Below are 16,241 nucleotides of genomic sequence, written 5' to 3'. Positions count from 1 at the left end.
CGCGGCGCCCCGTGCTCGTGCCGGGCGGGCGCCTGCTTCTCACTCCGCGGCACTCACCGGCCGGCCCAGCCGCCAGCCAAGGCACGAGGCGTCCTCCAGCGCCCCTCGTTCCGGCAGACCGTGATGCGGGTCCATCACCGGCAGATGACCCGTCCGGTAGCCGGGCGGCGGCGCCGGCTGGGCCAGCCGGTCCACCACCGGCGCGGTGATGCGATGCTGCAGCGTCCACTGGCGCAGCATCCGGTAGCCGCCGTGCTCCATCGGGCCGGACATACCCAGGCGCTCGCCCACGAAAGCGATCCAGCGCTTAGAGACCCAGCCCGGAGCATCGCCTGCGAACTCCCGGCCCCAGTGCCGCTGCCGCTCGTGCACGGCCATGGCCTCGGCGACGATGACGGCCTCCGGATAGACGACCAGCGGCACCGACCAGAGCTGCCGCCCCGTGCCCAGCACCGCTTCCCGGCCCGCCCACAGCGTTTCCGAGCCCATCTGGCGGCCCTGCCACCAGGCCGCGGTCACCTGCAGCGCATCGGCCAGCAGCGCCCGCGCGTAGGGTCCCACTCGCTGCTGCAGCCGCACCCGGCGCCGATGCGCCCGCACCACCTCCCCAAGCCCGGCCAGAGAGACCTGGGCGGGGCCGCCGCCGGCAGTGCTGCGCAGCCACCGGCCGTGGCGCACGCACACCTGCCACGGATCGCTGCCGGCCAGCACCACCGGGGTCACAAGGTCGGTGTGCCGGGTCAGGCACGCCGCACACGGCTCAAGCGGCGTCCACTGCCCGGGCCAGGACTCCACCCGCACCGACGGACGGCGGCCGCCACCGGTGCCGACGGCCAGCGTGGGCAGAGCCCGGCACAGTTCCTCCGGAGTGCGCCGGGCCATCACCGCCAGCCGCGCGGCGGCCTGTTCGCCCAGGAACACCTCCTGCGCCCATGGATCCAGCTCCCCAGGCGGCCGGTGTGCTCCCGCCTCCCGCAGCACCTCCTTCACCGGCAGTTCGTTGAGGCGGGCCAGCCGCACGACGAAGGAGGCTGCCGCCTCACCCGGCACCGGCTCCACCCCCACCAGCTTCGGCACCGCCTGGGTGTCCATGTCCGCCTCCCGCATCCCCGGCCCCGTGCCCAGCCCGGGGCCTTCACCGCGGACAACGACCAGCCCCGACGCCGGTAACCCCCGGCAGGAGACCCCCCACCGTGCCGCTGCCGAACACCTCCGTCACCTACGCACTCGACCTCGCCGACGCCCGGCACTGGACACGACAACCCCCCAAACGTCCCGCCACACGCCTGCGCCACCTGCTGCGCCAGAGCAGCCCCAGCGCCCTGGCGCCACGCCTGTTCGCCTATCCCCACGCCCTCACCCGGTGGGCCGAGGGTGAGATCGGCGACCTCACGCCCGCCCAGGCCACCCTCATCGAACGCGAGATCTACCGCACCTGGCAGCCGGATGTCCGCCGCCGTGCACATCAGCAGATCCTCGACCACGGCGGCTGCGTCACCGCTGAGCTCCACGCCCGTTTCGCCTACACCACCCTCAGCGGCGAATTCCACGACCCCCGCCTGCTGCGCGTCATCGAGGATCTGCCCGCCCACCACGCTCGCCACCTCTTCGACGCCCGCCACCGCGACGCCGAAGAAGACGAACTGCGCCGCATCCTCGCCGACGGCGTCGGCGAGGCCTACTTCTTCCGCGCCCTGCCCGCCGACCAGCAGCAGGCCGCCGTGACCATCAGCGACCTGCACCTCATCCAGTTCCACTACTGAGCCAAGGAAACGGCCCATGACCGTCATCTACGCCTTCCAAGACCGCAGCGGGCACTGGCACGGCGACCCCGACGCCCCCCTGCTCGACCCCACCGACGAGCCCGGCCGCGGCATCCTCACCTACCAGCCCGTGCCCGGAACCCCCGAAGCAACCAGCCCCTTCGCCGGCCAGCGGCTCACCGTCCTGTACGGCGTCACCGACCTGGAGGCCGGCCCCGTCACCTACCAACTCGACACCGGCGGCCGCTTCCAGGCCACCTGGCACATCCACACCCTCCTCGCCTCCCCGATGGGCACCGCCCCCCTGCCCGCACCGTCCGCCACGCCGCCCGACCCCGTACCGGCGCCCTGCCTGGAGTCCGCCTTCACCGAAAACGGCCGCCGCTACGTCCTGACGAGCACCCGCTGCGACAACGGACAGCTCACCCTGGAACTCACCGTCAGCGGCGAGCGGGGAGAGGTCCACGGAGAACTCTGCGGCGCCGTCACCGCGGACGACCTCGCGCCCCTGGCCCGCCTCCTGGACGCCGCCTCCCGCACCCTCCCCACCCCCGCCGCCATCCCACCGCCCCGCCAGGGCGGCGGGTGGGCACCCGCACACAGCACCCGCCTCGCCACCCGCTTCCGCCAGGAACGCGACTTCACCGTCCTCGCAGCGGAGTTCGGCTGTTCCAGCGGCGCCATCTACCAAGAACTCACGCGCCAAGGACTGATTCGCGCGCGCGGAACCGACCGCACCGCCCCCACCAGCCGGCCCCTGTCCGAGGCCATGCAGCAACGGCGTGAGACCCACCCCAACTCCCACACCCGCTGGAACGACGAAGAGGAACAGCGACTGGCCCGGCTCTGCGCCCAAGGAGTGCTGACCCCTGAACTCAGCGCCGAGTTCGGCCGCAGCGAACAGGCCATCGACTCCCGGCTGCTGAAGATCGGAGCGGTCGGTCCCGCCGCAGACCGAGCCCGCCTCAACGCCCTCTGACATTGCAAGCCTGATCAGATATCTGATCAGGCTTGCAATGCGGGGTGGATGCCGCTAGCGTGCTGCTGCGACACCACCGAGCGGGGAGGCGGACATGGGTGTGCTGCTGACCACAGGGCAGGCCGCCGCCGAACTGGACTGCGCCATCACTACCCTGCGCCGCCTCATCCGCGCCGACATCCTGCCCGGCCTGTCCCGCCGCGGCGTCCGCGTCATGATCCCTCTCGACGTCGTCCAGGCCCTCCAGCAGCGCCCGCCCGCCCCGCTGCACCGCCTCGGCGCTCAGGAGATCGCAGTCCTGCGCGTCGACGCGGCACGCCGCGTCGACGAAGACGAAAACGACCGCACCTGGATCGGTTACGCCCCCCACCTCGGGGCCACCCGTCTCCTCAAGAGCCTGCACGGCTGGTGGCGCTGCGATCCCGCCAGCATCGCCGCCGCAGGCCTGCTGCCCGTCACCCTGTCCGGCTACGTCGTCGCCGTCCTGACCGGCCTGGACACCTGGCAGCGCAACACCCAGGGCCGCTACGCCTTTCCCGACGCCCGCCTGGCCGGCTACATCACCGACCTCGCCGCCCCCGCGGTGGAACTGACCTCCCACAGAGAAGACGACCGAGCCCTGGCCGCCCTGCTGCTCGGCACCCGCCTGCACTCCCACTCCGGCGGCGCGATCGCCTACGTCACCCCCGAGCACACCGCCAGCTGACCGAGCGCCCACGAGGAACCACGATGGATGCACAGACCTACACCGAAGGCCTCGCTGAACTGCGCACGCTGCGCGACGACATCAAAAAGACGGCGGCCGCCCTGGCCCGCCTGGAAGCGCAACGGGACAAGACCGTCACCACCCTGGCCGCCCACGACAAGGCCAAGGCCGATCGGATCGCGCCCGCGGCCGGGCTCAGCATCGCCGACGTCGTCGCCCGGGCCCCCCAACTCGCCTCCCAGGACCTGGGCATCACCACCCCCACCCCGCCCGCCCCGGACGCCGCTGCACCGGCACAGCCAGCTGCCCCGCCGGCCGCCCCCGCACCAGCCGCGTCCCCACCTGCCGCACCGCTACAGCCGGCCGAGCCCACCGTGCCCCGCGAACTGCCCGCCCTGCCCCAGGACACCGACACTGACCGCTGGTTCACCCCCGCCTCGGGCCTGGTCTCCCTGTACCCCAACTTCGTTCAGCAGCCCCATCCCGCTGTCTTCCTGGACGCCGCCACCGGCGTCCTCGTCCACCGCGACCACACCGTCCGCCTCGACCTGGGCGACCGGTCGGCCGCAGCCATCCTGACCGCCGTCTTCCACACCGTCCCCGACACCATCCAGCGCATCTACATCACCGCCGGGGACCCCTGGCACCGCGACGCCGACCGTTACACCTACCTCCGGGACGCCGTCGCCGCCTGGCTGAACGCGCCCACCCCCGGCTGGCGCGTCGACACCGGCCGCGGCCGTGACCGGATGGCCGGACACTTCGTCCACGCCCGCAACCCCGTCGCCCGCTACCAACGCACCAACGGCGACCACCACGTCGAAATCCGCAGCGCCAGGGAGTGGTTCGACCTCGACGAGAGCGACCACCCCGGCATCGTCCGCGATGCCTTCCGCCTGCTGTGGGAGGAACTGCGCCGCCACTTCCCCGACGCCGTCATCCTCGGCTCGCCCTCCCAGACCGGCCGGGACCTGTGGACCCGCACCATCCCTCGCCGGGGCAAACACGCCGACGGCTTCCCCGTCCTGTCCGAGGAACTGCGCGGCCTGCTGCACGCCACCGCAGGACAGGGCCGCAACGAGCTCCTCACCCCGCCCCGCGTCCCTGAGCAACTGCCCGCGCTGATCGAATACGACCGCACCTTCGCCTACGCCAAACACACCTGGAAATCCCCCGTCGGCGCCCCCCGCCGCGTCACCGGCAAGACCTTCACCTCCTGGTCGGCCAAGGAACAGCACGACGCCCTCTACGGCTGCAGCCACTGGCACATCCGCGTCACCGTCCCCAACGGCTGGAACCACGTGGGCCTGCTGCCCGCCCCCGCCCCCGGCGAGCGCGCCTGGCACTACCCGGCCACACCCGGCACCACCTTCACCACGTGGGCCGGCGGCCCCGAAGTCCACACCGCCCTGGCCAACCCCATCACGCCATGGAAGATCGAGATCCTCGACGGCATCCTGTGGGAGGCGGGCAAACCCCTCGACGACTGGGCCAAGAAACTCAAGGAGACCTGGACCAACCTCTCCGCCCAGGCCCACTTCCAGGGCCATGCCCCGCAAGCCCGCGCCGCCCACCTCGCCTCCCGCGCGGTGCGCTCCATCCTGCTCTACGGCATCGGCTCCTTCGCCCAGCGCCCCCGCATGGTCACCGGCACCACCCCCCGCAGCATGGAACGCGACGTACCACCGGACGCCGAAATCGTCGGCTTCGACGACGAACTGATCACCTGGCAGAGGCCCACCGGCTTCGCCCGCGACCCCAACGCCCACCCCGAATGGGCCGCCGCCATCTGGTCCGGCGCACGCGCCGCCCTGCTCACCCAATACCACCGCGACGACGACACCTACGCCGGAGCCCTGCACGCACCCCCCGGCGCCGTCGTCGCCTTCCGCACCGACGCCGTCTACCTCACCCAGCCCCAGAACTGGCCCTACCGCCACCGCCCCGGCGACTACCTCCTCAAGGGCCACCTGTCCGGCCCCGTCAACGCCCCCACCAGCGAAGAAGAACTCCTCACCCTGCGCGACACCGGCCGCCAGAACCTCAACAGCACACCAGAAGAGGCCTGATGCCGCCCCGCCGCCAGCCAGCACCCCCGGCCGCACCCAACGAAGCCGCCCAACTCGCCGACCAACTCCAGCAAGCCGGCTACACCAAACGCGACATCGCCCGCATCATCGGCCGCGACCCCTCCCTGGTCTCACAGTTCTATACCAAGAACAAAGGCGCCGCCTTCGTCACCGCCCTGCGCGAAGTCCTCACCGCCGTCGAGACCGGCGGCATCACCGACCTGCCCGAACTCGCCGCCATCGCCGCCCGCCACACCCAGCGGCGCACCACCGCCTCCGGCGCCCGCGCCAGGGTGCGCGGCAAAGCCGTCCTGATCACGCCGACCGGCTCCGGCACCGGCCGCGTCGGAACCCAGGCGATCGCCTCCGGCTCCGCCCGCCTGCGCCCCCTGATTGGTGAAGCCGCACGCCGCGGCTTGCGCCTGGCCTTCACCGTCCGCCTGGCCAAGACCGCCTACGTGCACCCCTCAGGCAGCAGCACCGATTCCCCCGGCATCCGCCGCGACGTCATCCAGCGCGCCGACCACACCGAAGAGCGCTCCTACGGCTCGTCCCAGACCGGCGGGTTCGACGCTGCCGACTTCGCCCGCCGCGTCAACGCCACCGGCGGCGACGTCACCGCAGCCGTGCACCAATGGCTGGTGGAGACCGGACGCATCCACCCGGACGCTCACATCCTCCACCTCGAAATCCGCACCTGGCGCCCGCGCTGACCGGCCCGTCCCAGCACACCAACCATCCCCTGGCACACCGTCATGCAGACGTACCGGCGACCGACAGCGGTAAGTTGAACACCATGGTGCTGTCGTCGGGGGAACGCGTGAGGGCCGCGATCGCCGCGCTCATGCAGTTGACGGGGGAGACGCAGGCCGATCTCGCTGCGGCGCTGGGACTCAGCCAGGCACAGGTCAGCCGTCGCCAGTCCGGCGCTGCGGCATGGCCCCTGGACGACTGCGACCGTGCAGCGGCCCACTACGCCATCGACGTACTTGATCTCCTGGCCGGTCCCACCCGCGCGTGCGAAGGCCTCCCGCCGACACGTCGACGCACCCCTCAGCGTCAGTAGCCGCCACTACGGCTCCCGCCCCGACCAGTGGCTTCGAAGCCACCATTTTAATGCGCCGCTGGACAGCGGCGATCATCAGCAGCATCCGGCAGAGCCAGCTGACTCGGCCGGGAGTTCGAGCCAGCGGGCGTCATACCGGAAGCCTGCATTACTCCAGGGGCTGGCATGCGGGGGCTGCCCACGCGCTGAGCACATCACGGGCTCTGCGGCCCAACCCGTGATTGTGCGGCTGACGGCGTTACGGAATCCAGCGCCGGCGAACGCAGCCAGCAACACTGAGTGCACAGCCCCCACGAATCCACTTTTGCAGTGGGGTCGGCGAGGAACTGTCTCCCACCGGAGTTGTGTCAGGCCGAGGGGGTGGCGGCAGACCCGTCCGGGGTATTGGGCGCGGTGGTTTCCGGGGCAGTGTAGAAGACGGATGCCCCCTGCTTGGTGCGCTGGGCCTGGTTCTTGGCCACGAGCCCTTCGAGCGTGGTGCGCACCACGGTGGTCTTGAGGGTGCGCTCGGGATGCAGCTGTTCCAGTGCGGCGGTGATCTCGGCAGCGGAGCGCGGTTCGCTCTGGCCCGTCAGGTGTTCGCGCACGAGGTCGACGAGCGTGGGAGATGCGGACGACGTAGCCGGTGCCTTGGCGGCGGTCTTTTTGCCGGTTCGCTTCTTGGGCGCGGCGGGCTGCTTGGCCGTGCCCGATGTGCTCGTTGTCTTCTTGCGTGCGGCAGGAACCGACGCAGCGGGTTCAGCTGCGGGCGCGACACCCGGCGCAGGGACACCGAGGGCCTTCTGGAGGTTCACCAGGACGGTGTGGTCCTGCTGTACAGAGGCCAACCGTGCCTGAAGTGCTTCGATTTCACCGCTGAGGTGTTCTTGCTCCTTCAGGTTGCGTTCGAGATCGCTGGCCACCTGGGCGCTGTACTGCGAAGTCAACTCGGTGGTTTCGGACATGGTGTTCACACCTTTCCGGGGCGCTACGGGCCAGCGAGCACCGTGCTCGTGGCGTATGCGAAAGCCAACACGCATGTGCTTTCCGCCTGGTGTCCTGAGACCAGACGTAGCCATCACGGCACAGTTGTGTTTGCAGAGATAGTACGGAAGACATCTGCATCCTTCTCCGCTGCATGTCTGAGAAGCAACAGGTCGAGCATGACGGCGTTCAGTGCGCACAGGCGTCTGCCCGGCCGGGAAGGGCCCGGTGAGGGGGAGCGGGCTGCCAGTACACCTCGTCGGTGTCCCGCTGGTGGTGCCAGGCTGACAGGGTGCGGTCGGCCACCAGCCGGTCGAGCAGCACCTCGGTCTGTCGGGCGGAGCGCCCGCACAGACGGGCCACGACGCTCATGTCGGCCGTGGTGCCGGCCGCAGTGGTGTGAGCAGCCAGGACCAGGGCGGTCAGACGGTCCGCGGGGTGCGCCGCTGCCGCCACGGTGAGGGGGACGGGCCTCAGGGCCCAGTGGGCGGCGCGTCGGCGCACGCTGCGGCCCGGGGTCTGGTCCAGCACGGCGTCATCGAGCAGTCGCGCCTGCAGAAAGGCGGCCCGGGGGTCGGGCAGCTCGAGCCAGCCGTCCTGCGCCAGTTCCTGCCACACCTCGGTGCGCCGGTTGAGGCGCATGCTGCGCAGCAGGCCGGCCGGCAGCCGGACCCAGCCGTGCCGGCCGGCGCGCAGAGCGCACTGCAGCGCGAGCAGCCGGGCGGCAGGCGAGGTGACGCAAGGAAGGGCGGAGGCGAGGTAGGTGAGCATCTCCCGGACCCGCTGGCGAAGTTCACCGTCCGTGGGCGGCCGGTTGGCGACCACGGATGCGCTCACCCGGTGAGGGCTGTCCAGGGTGTCCGGCACTGCAGCGGTGTGGCTGGTGGCCGCCACACAGGCCGCGCACGCATCGGCCAGCCGCCAGATGCGTCCGCCGCGGTCACGGGTCAGGGCAAGCAGGACGGGCCCGGCACAACCGCGGTGGCGCGGGTGCCAGCAGCAGCCGCGCTCCCGGCACTGGCAGGTGCGCAGGTGGGGCGGGAGCATGTCGGCACGCGCATGGCGGGCCAGATGGGCCAGGGCGGCCGATCGCGCGGAGGAAGCCTGTACAGAGGGCGTCGGGGCGGTGCAGTGCGGGCAGCGCAGCAAGGGCCCACCCGGCTGCGGGCGCAGCTCCACTGTCCAGATGCGCCGCACTTGGGTATGCGCGCCGGCAAGCCTCATCGGCTGCATGTCCTCCCGTCGGTCGGTGCCGCGTTGCCCGGTATCCCCGGCAAAGGGGGTGCCGGGGCCTCTGCACCGTAGTGCGGGCTCCTGCACCGTGAATGTCACTCCCATACCGGCAGATAGTGCAGAAGTCTGCACTGACAGGGCAGGGGTCTGCACCGTCGGATGGTGGGGTGACGATCTTGCCGCCCGACCCCGACCTCGCTGCGCTGCGCGTGACGCTGGCGCGTCTGCGGGGCGAGCGCGGCTGGACCTTCGACGAGCTCGCCAGCCGCAGCGGCCTGGCCCGGCGCACCCTCATCGACCTCGAGCACGGCCACACCACCGGCAGCCTCGGCACCTGGCACGCCCTGGCCCACGCCTTTGACGTGCCGATCGAGCAGCTGCTGGGCGTCCTGTGCGACGACCACACCCCGCCCGGGGCACCCGGCCCCTGACCTCCCCTCACCTCGCATCGTGAATCACCCGATGCGGCGAACGGGACGGGAACACTTGCTCATACCGCGGTCTCGTATTCGACCGTGATGGGCTGGACGTGGGACATCCACGCCGACACGCCGCTTCGCGCCGCGTGTCGCCTGGCACGGTGCCCGCCATGCGCTCCACTCCCTCTGCCACTGGCCGTCACCGCGACGGCAGCCCACGCCGCAGCCGGCATCTCCGCCCCCTGCGGGTGGCCCCCACCAGCCTCAGCGGGCCGCCCCGGACTGGCCACAGCGCCCGCTGTCGCCGCTGCGGCCATCGCATCGACCTCTACCAGAGCACCGGCCCGAGGTCCGTCGCCCTGCACCCCGCCGAACTGCCCATCACTCACGTCCCCGAATCCTGGCGCTGGCATCTGAGCGGCGGCCTCGCCCACCCCCATGCCGACGACAGCAACTGGTGCCGCATCCTGCACACCCTCCTGTGCCCCGCCCGCACCCCCACCTGCCCGCTGACCCCCTTCCTCGAGACCACCCGCCGTGAACTCGCCGTCCGCACCCGCCTGCTGATCGACGCCGGCGCCATCACTCCCACCCCGCGGCCCGCTGGCCCCTGTTCGCTCCGCGATCCGGCACTCGCCGACCGGCCGGTCGTGCAGATCCTGCTCGTGCGCTATCTGGCCCCCAGCTCGCTCGACGCCATCTCTTGCGTGGCCCACACCCGCCATCCCTGTGCCCGGACCGTCCTGACCCCTGAACGGCCCGCTGGCCGCTGGAGACTGCTGCCCACCAGCCCTCGCCGCGACCAACTTGCCCTGCCGGAGAAGCTGATGGCCGTCTACGACCTCAGCCACCTGCCGCACACCGAGCAACAACGCTGGCGCGCCCAGCGCTGCCCCACGCATGCCGCCGCCGACCTCGCCCTGCTCGCCTGGCAAGTCTTCGACCCCCTGCTGCACGCCGCGCACATTTGCACCCGCCTGCCGCGCCCGGCGGCCCTGCACAGGAGGGAGCGCTGACCGTGCCGCACCACGCCCTGGAAATCATCCTGACCCGCCCCCTGGCGGCGAACGCCCTGCACCGTGCCACCCGCGCACTGCCGCTCGCCGCCAACCACGACGCCACCCGGCTCACGGCCCTCGTCGAGGCCAAGACCGCGCACCGGGCTGCCCGCCGACTGCGCCACCAGGTCGGCGCCCGGCTGCCCATCGACGTGATCACCACGCACTATCCGGGCACCGATCACAAGGTGCTGCTCAACATCGCCTTCGCGCCCGCCGCGCACGCCGTCCTCACCGCTGGCGCCCGTCGCGCCCGTCAGAGGCCCGAGCGTTTCGTGGAACTGGCTCTGCGCCGGGCCCTGGCCGAGCACGCGGACCAGGAAATCGACCGCCTCGAGCAGGCGGTACGCGAGCTGCTGACCCAGACCACTCCCGCCTGCCTGCTCTCCGCCGTGGGGCACGCGCTCACCCGGCTTTCCGAGAGGCCCACGTCATGAATCCGACCGACGAACAGACGGCAGCCGCCGATGCCTTCCGCGCCGGCGACCACCTCGCCCTGCAGGCCGGTGCGGGCACCGGGAAGACCACCACACTCGCCCTCCTGGCCCGCACCACGGGCCGCTGCGGCTGCTACGTTGCCTACAACCGGGCCATCGCCCAGGACGCCCGCGCCCGTTTCCCCAGCACCGTCCGCTGCAAGACTGCCCACGCGATGGCCTATGCCGCCGTCGGCCATCGCTACACGCGCCGCCTGAACGCCCCGCGCCGCCCGGCCTGGCAGACCGGACAGGCTCTCGGCATCACCAAAGCCCTCCGCATCGGCGACCGCGAGATCACCCAAAAGGCTCTCTCCAACGCCACCCTGCGCACCGTCACCCGTTTCTGCCACACCGCCGACGAGGCTGTCACCCGCCACCATGTACCCTTTCTACGCGGCATGGAAGACGCGGACCTCCACGCCCAACTCGCCGCCCACATCCTGCCGTTCGCCCGCAAAGCCTGGGTCGACCTGCAACACCCCGACGACGGTGCCGTCCGCTTCGACCACGACCACTACCTCAAGATCTGGGCCCTCACCCAGCCCCGCATTAACGCCGATTTCCTGCTGCTGGACGAGGCCCAGGACACCAACCCCGTCGTCGAACAGATCTTCCTCGCCCAGCGCGAGCACGCCCAACTGGTCATGGTCGGCGACTCCGCCCAGGCCATCTACCACTGGCGCGGCGCCAAAGACATCATGACCGGCTTCGACGGCACCCAGCTGGCCCTGTCCCAGTCCTTCCGCTTCGGCCCCGACCTCGCCGCGGAAGCCAACCGCTGGCTGCGCCTGGCCGACGCCCCGATCCGCCTGACCGGCACTCCCGCCGTGCCCACCGAACTTGGACCTGTCACCCAGCCGGACGCCGTCCTGTGCCGCACCAATGTCGGCGCCATGGCCCAGGTCATGAACCTCATGGCGGCCGGCTACCGGGTCGCCCTGGCCGGGGGAGGAGACAGCCTGCAGGCTCTGGCTCTCGCGGCCCGGGACCTGAAGGAAGGCCGCCGCACCCACCACCCCGAACTCATCCTCTTCCCCCACTGGGGCGACCTGCAGGACTACGCCGCCCACGACCCGGCCGGAAGGGACCTCCAGCCCCTGGTCAACCTCGTCGACACCCACGGCACCGACGCCATCCTCACCGCCGTTGCGCACCTCGCCCCCGAACTGCACGCCCAGGTCACCGTCTCCACCGTCCACAAAGCCAAAGGACGCGAATGGCCCCGCGTCCTCATCGCCGACGACTTCGCCCGACCCGAGGACAACACCGCCGACGAGCACGCCGACACCACGACGGCACCTGAACCCATCGACGACGCCGAGGCACGCCTGGCCTACGTGGCTGTCACCCGTACCCGCCAATGCCTCGATCTGGGTGGCCTGTCCTGGATCCACGACCATCCCGATGGCTCCCCGCCCGACCCGAACCTGACCCTGGAAGGGCGCGGCCACGCTTCTGACGTGCCGCCGACCCAAGAAACTTCCGGCCAGCAGCATGCGACATCCGATTCGGCCCGCTGACAGTCCTGGAGCGCGGGGGAGCGGCGGGTCGTGCCCGCTTCACGGCGCCACCGCCCGCGTCCGGTCCAACTGGTTCTTCCAGCGCAGCTTGTTCAGCAGAAGCCGGCGCAACTTTCCAGACGCTGGCTGTGTTCCAGGCCGTCCGGCGCGCCAGCAGGCCAAGCCCGAGCTAAAGCTGGGCCCTTGCGGGAGGCACTTCTACTGGATGCCGGTGTGCAGCACGAACAGGATCCCGCACAAGGCTTGCTGGTCCGGCACGCGTGGCCGCCACTGGACCTGCTTCGGCGGCGGCCCGGGAAGCAACGACTGGATCAGGACCACAGTGCGTCCGACACGGTCCGCAGTCGTGACTGACGCTTCCTCATGCCCTTTTGAGCGAGCGATCAAGCCGACGGCCCACATCTTCAACCCGCTTATTCTCAGAGCCAGTTGCAGCGATGTTCGCACGGAGTAGGCGTGCTCGGCGGTGGTCGCCCTGCAGGGCTGCGCGGGCCGGGGCCGTTCGTCAGCCACCCGTTGAGCGCCGGGTGGCTGACAGCTTCGGTGGCTGCGCGAAGAGCCTGGTTGACGATGCCGAGTGGCCTGGGCACTTCGTCGAGGCGGAAGACGGAGGTGACGCTGTGCGCGGCGAGGCGTTCGGCCCAGGGGGGTCTTCGGTCTCCTCAGTGTCGTGGAGAGGAGGCATTTGCGGAGCCGTCGAGCCTCTCTGCGATCTTCCGGTCGGCGCAGCTGGAACTGTTTACTGCACCGGGTTCCAGCCGTCGTTGCCGGCCAGGTAGTTCTGGGCGGTGTAGCCGGTCGCCGTGGAGGCGCTCATCTGCGGCCGGTCGCTGGTTCCCAGGGTGGCACCGGTGCCGGTGTTGTAGTACTCCGAGAAGCGGCAGGTCTTCCAGGAGAAGCCGCCCATGTCCTGCCAGGCACCGGTCTGTCGGATGTGGCCGCCCAGCGTGGAGTCCCGGACGAGCACCTGGCCTGTCGCGTCCGCGGCGCCGCCGGCGTGCCAGCAGCGGCCCAGCGCCACCGTCTGTGCGGCGGCGGTGCTCAGCAGGGTCGACCTGGTGATCAGGATGCCGTACTTGTTGCTGCTGTGGGTGGCGGCGGCGGTGATGTAGCCGTTGTTGGTGCTGGCGCGGTCGAGCGAGCGGATCGTCGAGCTGTCGATCACCAGGGCTCCGTTGCCGTAGATGAAGTCGACGGCACCCTCGATGTAGCTCTTGTAGACGTACTGGCGGACCTGGGAGCTGCCGGTGCCGCCCCAGGACAGGAAGGTGTCCTGGTAGCCGAGCATGCGGACGTTGCGGTAGACCTGCCGGTCGCCGCCCGCGTACAGGGCCAGGGCCTGGCTGTCGTGGGCAGCGTAGGTGTTGGCGATCGTGAGGCCCTTGATCGTGGTGTTCGCGGCCATGTTCAGAACGGTGGCGCTGCCGGCTGTTCCGGCGGTCGAGGCCGGGGCGCCATCGGTGATCACGATGTCGGTCGAGGTTCCCGTGGCGCCCTGCAGGGTGAGGCCGGACTTGCTCGACGGAATGGAGACCTGGCCCTGGTAGGTGCCCGCCTTGATGGTGATGATGGTTCCCGTGGAGGCGGCCGCTACGGCTGCCTGGATCGTGGTGTAGTTGCCCGAGCCGTCGGCGGCGACTGTGATCGTGGTGGCGGCGGAGGCGCTGTCGGTGGCGACGGTGACCGTTGCGGCCACGGTGGCTAACGCGGCAAGAGCCGCGCGGACGCCGGCGAATCGGCGTGTGGTGAGAAGGGGCATGTGGGGCTGCTTTCTCGTGGCCGTGCCGGGGCGCGGCGCGGCGGATGATCGCCTATGGAGGGGCGATGGGGGCTCAGTAGGGTGCGGTGGGGGGCCAGACGATCGAGCTGGTGGGGATTTGGTCGTCGAGTTTCTGGAAGTCGGCTGCGGGGATGACGGCTTGGCTGTTGAGGGAGCGGGCAACCAGGCGGGCGACCTGGATCGCGCCGTACGCCTGGAAATGCGTGTTGTCCGTGATCCCGTCCGGGTAGTTGGGGTACGCCCCGGCCGGCAGGATCATGAAGTAGTTCTTCGTTCCCTCGACTCCTTGCGCGTTCCACAGCCGCGTGCTGGAGGCGGTCAGGTCGATCAGCGGTACACCTTTGGCCGTGGCGAGTTCGGTCATCGCGGCTGGGTACTCACCGTGACTGGGCGTGATGACGCCGGCGCTGTTGAAGTGGCGCCGCTCGACCGGCGTGATCAGGACCGGGTTCGCTCCCTTGGCCCGCGCCTTGTCGATGTACTGGGACAGGTAGGACTTGTACGTCGTCGCCGGGATCGTGTAGCGGGTCGGGTCGTCGGATTTCTCGTCGTTGTGCCCGAAGGAGATGAGCAGGTAGTCGCCCTTGGTGATGAGGCCGAGGATGTGGTCGAGCCGGCCGAGGTCGATGAAGCTCTTGGAGCTGGCGCCTGACTTGGCGACGTTCACGACCACCGCATTGGAGCTTAGGAAGACTGGCAGGGCCTGCCCCCAGCCGGTCCGGGGGGCCTGGCCGGTGGTGTAGGTCGACGCGGTCGAGTCACCGGCGACGTACACGTGCATGAGGGAGGCGGCGTACGCGTCGGTCGTGCTGGGGCCTGAGAGGGTGAGTGGCAGTGCGGCTAGGCATACTGCTAAGAACAGCGCGCGCCAGTGTTGCGGAACAGCATGGCAACGGGGTCGGCGTCTCACGGTTGCGCTCCTTTCGATTGGCCGCCGTGCGGCGGGAGTTGGCATCGTCTCGATCCGAGCATCGGAATCCGTGGAGCGAGAATTGTCCAGACGTACGGTGAAGATGTGAGACGGCTGTGAGTGGCGTGCGCTCGTGTTGGGGCACGCGGCCGCTGCGCCGGAGCAGCTATCTGCTCTCCCCATGCGTTCGAACGCCATGGCGAGCTCAGCCGCCCGCGGTCGTGCTCCTGTGTAAGCCCACTGAGGCCGGCGCTCGTTGTCCGGAGCCCGGCGGGCCGTCCGGATCAAGCGCTGCCACGGGGCCTGGTCGAGCAGCAAGGTTGATCGTTCGCGATCACACTTGCCCGGGCGGCCCTCTTGAGCCTGGACGCAGGGCCGCCGGCGCGGGCGATCTCTACGGGAACCTCGGCTGCGCGGTCCTCATGAAGAAACCGAGGTCGTTGATGACCACCTGGGGTCAGTGTCGGCTGGACTGTGCTGCGGGTGCTTCGGAGAGTGTGCGTCTGGCCTGATCGAGGCCGTCGAGGAGCAGTTCCAGGCCGAACCGGAACTCCTCGTGCAGGGGTACGGAGGCCAGGTCGTCGGCCGCGGCCGACGTGGCCGGGTAGGCGGCCGGGTCCAGGGAGCGGTAGTAGTCCCGCAGGTGCTCCTGATCCTCGGGGTGTGGTGTTCCGGGGCCGTGCTGCTGGATGGCCAGGCCGATCACGTAGTGCCCCAGTGTGGTGTAGGTACGGGCGGCAAGGCCGGCAGTGAACCCGTGGCTCAGGAGCAGTCGGATGAGTCGCTCTCTGACACGCAGGCCGTTGGGGCCGACATGTACCTGGGTCGCCAGCAAGGGCAGCGCATGGGGGTGCCGACGCAGGGATTCGTAAAATGAGTGGGCGGCAACGGTCGCGGCCTCCCGCCAGGACAGGTCATCCCTCTGCTCGGTCGGGACGCGTACGTCGCCCAGGATTCGGTCGGCTACGAGGGCGAGGAGTTCGTCCTTGCTTCTGAGATGGCGGTAGAGCGTGGCCGTGCCCGATTCCAGGGCTTCGGCGAGCATCCGCAGGGTCAGTGCCTGCACCCCGACTTCGTCGATGAGCCGCAGTGCCGTGTCGACGATACGGTCGATGTCCAACGGGGGACGTCCACGACGGTACGTGGGAGCGGGCGTCCGCTTCGCCCACCAGGCGGGGCTGCCCGGAACAGCCGGTGCCTCGGAAGCCATGAAACAAAACCCCCTGTCAGTCGCCGTCCTGGCATGCAGCACCAGGAAAAATCTATTTATGGTGTCAGTGTATCCGTTTTTGTGAC

Annotated in this window: 16 protein-coding genes; 10 read left to right on the top strand and 6 right to left on the bottom strand. The window is 70.3% G+C overall.

All coding sequences use genetic code 11. The features are described 5' to 3' along the window. Positions 1 to 39: 39 nt before the first annotated feature. On the bottom strand, positions 40 to 1,092 hold the full coding sequence (locus ACQEWB_RS50360) for a TniQ family protein (protein ID WP_432844532.1): 1,053 nt from the start codon (positions 1,090 to 1,092) through the stop codon (positions 40 to 42). Between the two features lie 101 nt (positions 1,093 to 1,193). Here ACQEWB_RS50360 and tpg point away from each other — a divergent pair, with 101 nt between their 5' ends. From tpg to ACQEWB_RS50330, 6 genes are all read left to right on the top strand, one after another. After that, complete coding sequence (gene tpg, locus ACQEWB_RS50355; RefSeq protein WP_432844531.1) at positions 1,194 to 1,763, top strand: telomere-protecting terminal protein Tpg; 570 nt, start codon at positions 1,194 to 1,196, stop codon at positions 1,761 to 1,763. A 16-nt stretch (positions 1,764 to 1,779) separates the two neighbouring features. Beyond that, a complete protein-coding gene (locus ACQEWB_RS50350) occupies positions 1,780 to 2,742 on the top strand; it encodes a hypothetical protein (protein ID WP_432844530.1) in 963 nt (320 codons plus the stop codon). Positions 2,743 to 2,836: 94 nt separating this feature from the next. After that, on the top strand, positions 2,837 to 3,448 hold the full coding sequence (locus ACQEWB_RS50345; RefSeq protein ID WP_432844529.1) for a DNA-binding protein: 612 nt from the start codon (positions 2,837 to 2,839) through the stop codon (positions 3,446 to 3,448). Positions 3,449 to 3,471: 23 nt separating this feature from the next. Further along, complete coding sequence (locus ACQEWB_RS50340; RefSeq protein ID WP_432844528.1) at positions 3,472 to 5,517, top strand: hypothetical protein; 2,046 nt, start codon at positions 3,472 to 3,474, stop codon at positions 5,515 to 5,517. Beyond that, complete coding sequence (locus ACQEWB_RS50335) at positions 5,517 to 6,230, top strand: helix-turn-helix domain containing protein (RefSeq protein WP_432844527.1); 714 nt, start codon at positions 5,517 to 5,519, stop codon at positions 6,228 to 6,230. Before ACQEWB_RS50340 ends, ACQEWB_RS50335 begins: the two co-directional genes overlap by 1 nt. A gap of 83 nt (positions 6,231 to 6,313) precedes the next feature. Continuing rightward, positions 6,314 to 6,583 (top strand): helix-turn-helix domain-containing protein, encoded by a 270-nt coding sequence (locus ACQEWB_RS50330; RefSeq protein WP_432844526.1) that lies wholly within the window; start codon positions 6,314 to 6,316, stop codon positions 6,581 to 6,583. A gap of 347 nt (positions 6,584 to 6,930) precedes the next feature. Here the strand turns inward: ACQEWB_RS50330 and ACQEWB_RS50325 are convergent, their stop codons facing one another. Then, positions 6,931 to 7,527, bottom strand: coding sequence for a hypothetical protein (locus ACQEWB_RS50325; protein WP_432844525.1), 597 nt, complete (start codon positions 7,525 to 7,527; stop codon positions 6,931 to 6,933). Between the two features lie 208 nt (positions 7,528 to 7,735). Next, complete coding sequence (locus tag ACQEWB_RS50320; RefSeq protein ID WP_432844524.1) at positions 7,736 to 8,770, bottom strand: hypothetical protein; 1,035 nt, start codon at positions 8,768 to 8,770, stop codon at positions 7,736 to 7,738. A gap of 176 nt (positions 8,771 to 8,946) precedes the next feature. On the opposite strand from ACQEWB_RS50320, the gene ACQEWB_RS50315 reads away from it, so the two are divergent. From ACQEWB_RS50315 to ACQEWB_RS50300, 4 genes are all read left to right on the top strand, one after another. Further along, complete coding sequence (locus ACQEWB_RS50315; protein ID WP_432844523.1) at positions 8,947 to 9,210, top strand: helix-turn-helix transcriptional regulator; 264 nt, start codon at positions 8,947 to 8,949, stop codon at positions 9,208 to 9,210. 158 nt (positions 9,211 to 9,368) lie between these two features. Further along, positions 9,369 to 10,214, top strand: coding sequence for a DUF6083 domain-containing protein (locus tag ACQEWB_RS50310; protein WP_432844522.1), 846 nt, complete (start codon positions 9,369 to 9,371; stop codon positions 10,212 to 10,214). After that, positions 10,211 to 10,693, top strand: coding sequence for a hypothetical protein (locus ACQEWB_RS50305; RefSeq protein ID WP_432844580.1), 483 nt, complete (start codon positions 10,211 to 10,213; stop codon positions 10,691 to 10,693). Before ACQEWB_RS50310 ends, ACQEWB_RS50305 begins: the two co-directional genes overlap by 4 nt. Next, positions 10,690 to 12,255 (top strand): UvrD-helicase domain-containing protein, encoded by a 1,566-nt coding sequence (locus ACQEWB_RS50300; RefSeq protein WP_432844521.1) that lies wholly within the window; start codon positions 10,690 to 10,692, stop codon positions 12,253 to 12,255. The genes ACQEWB_RS50305 and ACQEWB_RS50300 overlap by 4 nt, the downstream gene beginning before the upstream one ends. A 739-nt stretch (positions 12,256 to 12,994) precedes the next feature. On the opposite strand, the gene ACQEWB_RS50295 is transcribed toward ACQEWB_RS50300, so the two are convergent. From ACQEWB_RS50295 to ACQEWB_RS50285, 3 genes are all read right to left on the bottom strand, one after another. After that, positions 12,995 to 13,951, bottom strand: a complete 957-nt coding sequence (locus ACQEWB_RS50295; RefSeq protein ID WP_432844520.1) for a pectinesterase family protein — start codon at positions 13,949 to 13,951, stop codon at positions 12,995 to 12,997. A gap of 136 nt (positions 13,952 to 14,087) precedes the next feature. Beyond that, a complete protein-coding gene (locus tag ACQEWB_RS50290) occupies positions 14,088 to 14,816 on the bottom strand; it encodes a rhamnogalacturonan acetylesterase (RefSeq protein WP_432844519.1) in 729 nt (242 codons plus the stop codon). A 586-nt stretch (positions 14,817 to 15,402) separates the two neighbouring features. Next, positions 15,403 to 16,065: a TetR/AcrR family transcriptional regulator gene (locus tag ACQEWB_RS50285; RefSeq protein WP_432844518.1), complete on the bottom strand. Its 663-nt coding sequence runs from the start codon at positions 16,063 to 16,065 to the stop codon at positions 15,403 to 15,405. Between the last annotated feature and the right edge of the window lie 176 nt (positions 16,066 to 16,241).

Source organism: Streptomyces sp. CA-249302 (genome assembly GCF_050936785.1).
In the GTDB taxonomy this organism is placed as follows: Bacteria; Actinomycetota; Actinomycetes; order Streptomycetales; family Streptomycetaceae; genus Streptomyces.
Note: the sequence above shows the minus strand (reverse complement) of the source record. Positions and strands in the feature narration are given on the sequence as shown.

Coding starts and splice junctions, on each gene's coding strand:
- ACQEWB_RS50310 (WP_432844522.1), top strand. CDS start 9,369: ATGCGCTCCACTCCCTCTGCCACTGGCCGTCACCGCGACGGCAGCCCA.
- ACQEWB_RS50345 (WP_432844529.1), top strand. CDS start 2,837: ATGGGTGTGCTGCTGACCACAGGGCAGGCCGCCGCCGAACTGGACTGC.
- ACQEWB_RS50360 (WP_432844532.1), bottom strand. CDS start 1,092: ATGGACACCCAGGCGGTGCCGAAGCTGGTGGGGGTGGAGCCGGTGCCG.
- ACQEWB_RS50290 (WP_432844519.1), bottom strand. CDS start 14,816: ATGCACGTGTACGTCGCCGGTGACTCGACCGCGTCGACCTACACCACC.
- ACQEWB_RS50325 (WP_432844525.1), bottom strand. CDS start 7,527: ATGTCCGAAACCACCGAGTTGACTTCGCAGTACAGCGCCCAGGTGGCC.
- ACQEWB_RS50335 (WP_432844527.1), top strand. CDS start 5,517: ATGCCGCCCCGCCGCCAGCCAGCACCCCCGGCCGCACCCAACGAAGCC.
- ACQEWB_RS50340 (WP_432844528.1), top strand. CDS start 3,472: ATGGATGCACAGACCTACACCGAAGGCCTCGCTGAACTGCGCACGCTG.
- ACQEWB_RS50320 (WP_432844524.1), bottom strand. CDS start 8,770: ATGAGGCTTGCCGGCGCGCATACCCAAGTGCGGCGCATCTGGACAGTG.
- ACQEWB_RS50330 (WP_432844526.1), top strand. CDS start 6,314: ATGGTGCTGTCGTCGGGGGAACGCGTGAGGGCCGCGATCGCCGCGCTC.
- ACQEWB_RS50300 (WP_432844521.1), top strand. CDS start 10,690: ATGAATCCGACCGACGAACAGACGGCAGCCGCCGATGCCTTCCGCGCC.
- ACQEWB_RS50350 (WP_432844530.1), top strand. CDS start 1,780: ATGACCGTCATCTACGCCTTCCAAGACCGCAGCGGGCACTGGCACGGC.